Source organism: Microbacterium sp. BF1 (assembly GCF_019279095.1).
Lineage (GTDB): Bacteria > Actinomycetota > Actinomycetes > Actinomycetales > Microbacteriaceae > Microbacterium > Microbacterium maritypicum.
This window is the reverse complement of sequence record NZ_JAGYWT010000388.1, coordinates 1-2,375: the sequence shown is the minus strand read 5'-3', so window position 1 is coordinate 2,375 and position 2,375 is coordinate 1. Positions and strand designations below refer to the sequence as shown.

The following is a 2,375-nucleotide window of genomic DNA, read 5'->3' as shown; positions in this document are numbered from 1 at the left end:
CGACCACCGGGCGAGCGCGCTCGATCACGACGGCCCGGTCGTCGGCGATGTCGGCGAGGGCGACATCACCGGGGATCACCAGCACGGCGACGCCGCGCTCCTCGATCGCGGCGCGCATCGCGATCTCCATCAGTCGCGGCATCTGCTTCGGGTCGGCGACGTACTCGACGTAGACGCTGCACTCGCGGAAGAGCTCCTGCGGATGCGTCTCCTGGAAGTACCCGGTGCCGATCTCGGTGGTGGGGATGTGCGCGGCGATCGCGAGCACGGGAACGCGCGAGCGGTTGGCGTCGTACAGGCCGTTGATCAGGTGCAGGTTGCCGGGCCCGCAGGATCCGGCGACGACGGCGAGCTCCCCGGTCGTGGCGGCATCGGCTGCGGCGGCGAAGGCCGCGGACTCCTCATGCCGCACATGCACCCATCGGATCGTGCCGTCCTTGCGCAGCGCGTCCGTGAAGCCGTTCAGCGAGTCGCCCGGGATGCCGTAGACCCGGTCGATCCCGTTGGCGTGCAGAGTCTTGACGATGTTCTCAGCGACGTTTGCCATGCTTCGACCCTACGCCCGGGTCCGGGGGCGAGGCTAGTCCGGACCCGCCGCGCAGGGTCGGTCAGTACTCCTGGGGACCGTCGAGCTCCGGCTCGGCACTGCGACGGAACGCCCGTCCCGAGACCGACGTGGGGGCGATGCGCACGTACACCCGCTTGACGGTGGGGATCCACGGACGAAGCCCCGCGGTCTCCGCCCGCTGCACGTCGGCATCCGACTCCAGAGCTGTGGCGTACCCGCGGATGATCACGCTCCAGGCATCGGTGTCGGTGTGGTCGTCGACCTCGAACAGCACATCGGTGTTCACCGTCAGCTCGAACAGTTTGCTGCCGGGCGCTGTGCGGAACAGGATGCCTTCGCCGTCGACCACGTAGTTCACGGGGAAGATGTCGATCGTCTCGCCCACATGGGTGACGAGTCTTCCCAGTTCCTGCGTGCCGAGCAGCTCCCAGCTCCGGTCGGAGGTCAGCATCTCGATGGGGTCGGTGTGCGCGCTCATGTCGCCATTGTCTCCCACTCGGTGTCCTCACCGACAGGGCATCCGTCACGCGATACGAGGCGGGCACGCGAAAGGCCCCTCGCGCTGTGCGAGGGGCCTTTCGTCGTACGCTCAGCCGATGCGGATGAGCTTCTTGTTCACGAACTCGTCGGCGGCCAGGTGACCCAGCTCACGGGCGGTTCCACTGCGCTTCACACCACCGAACGGCAGCTCCGGGCTGTCGGCCAGCACGAGGTTGACGTAGACCATGCCCGCCTCGATCTTGTCGGCGACGCGCGCGGCCTGCTCGGCATCCGTGGTGAAGACGTAGGAGCCGAGACCGAAGGTGGTGTCGTTCGCGAGTTCGACCGCCGCATCCTCATCCGCCACGCGGTAGACGACAGCCGCGGGACCGAAGAGCTCCTCGCTGTACACGTTCATCTCGGGCGTCACATCGGCCAGCACGGTCGGAGCGAAGAACGCGCCGTCGCGGGTGCCACCGGTGAGCAGCGTGGCGCCCTGCTCGACAGCCTGATCGATCTGCTTCTGCAGGTTGACCGCGGCCGTCTCGGACGCGACCGGCCCGAGGACCGTGTCATCGAGCATGGGGTCGGTCGCCGTGACCGCCGCCATCGCGGCCGTGAACTTCTCGACGAAGGCGTCGTAGAGCTCGTCGACGATGATGAAGCGCTTGGCCCCGTTGCACGCCTGCCCGTTGTTGTCGAGACGGGCGTCGACGCCGGCCTGCACGGTCGCGTCGAGGTCGTCGGTGGAGAGCACGATGAACGGGTCGGAGCCGCCCAGCTCCAGCGCGACCTTCTTGAGGTTGCGGCCGGCGATCTCGGCGACCGCCGCGCCGGCGCGCTCCGAACCGGTCAGCGAGACGCCCTGCACGCGCGGGTCGGCGATCATCGTCGCGATCTGCTCGTTCGTGGCGAGCACGTTCTGATACGCGCCCTTCGGGAAGCCGGCGTCCTGATAGATCTTCTCGATCGCGCTCGACGACTCCGGGCACTGCGGGGCGGGCTTGAGCAGGATCGTGTTGCCCACGATCAGGTTGGGAGCCGCGAAGCGCACGATCTGATACGCGGGGAAGTTCCAGGGCATGATGCCCACGAGCGGGCCGAGCGAGGAACGGCGGATGATGGCCGAGCCCTCCCCCAGGATCGCGATCGGCTGGTCGGCCATGATCGACTCCGCCTGGTCGGCGTAGTACTCGGCGATGTCGGCCGCGAAGTCGACCTCGCCGAGGGCGGCCTCGCGGGGCTTGCCCATCTCGCGCACGAAGATGTCGGCGAGCTCTTCACGGCGCTCGCGGTGCAGCTCTGCGGCACGACGGACGAGAGCCGC

The 2,375-nt window shown here is 68.3% G+C and carries 3 protein-coding genes; all 3 read right to left on the bottom strand.

From position 1 onward, the window contains the following. A partial coding sequence (locus KZA10_RS12570; RefSeq protein WP_256934808.1) for a thiamine pyrophosphate-binding protein occupies positions 1–547 on the bottom strand: 547 nt, incomplete at its 3' end. Between the two features lie 61 nt (positions 548–608). Beyond that, positions 609–1,046: a pyridoxamine 5'-phosphate oxidase family protein gene (locus KZA10_RS12565; RefSeq protein WP_055866816.1), complete on the bottom strand. Its 438-nt coding sequence runs from the start codon at positions 1,044–1,046 to the stop codon at positions 609–611. Between the two features lie 111 nt (positions 1,047–1,157). Continuing rightward, positions 1,158–2,375: NAD-dependent succinate-semialdehyde dehydrogenase (locus tag KZA10_RS12560; RefSeq protein WP_218683038.1), on the bottom strand; the 1,218-nt coding region annotated here is incomplete at its 5' end.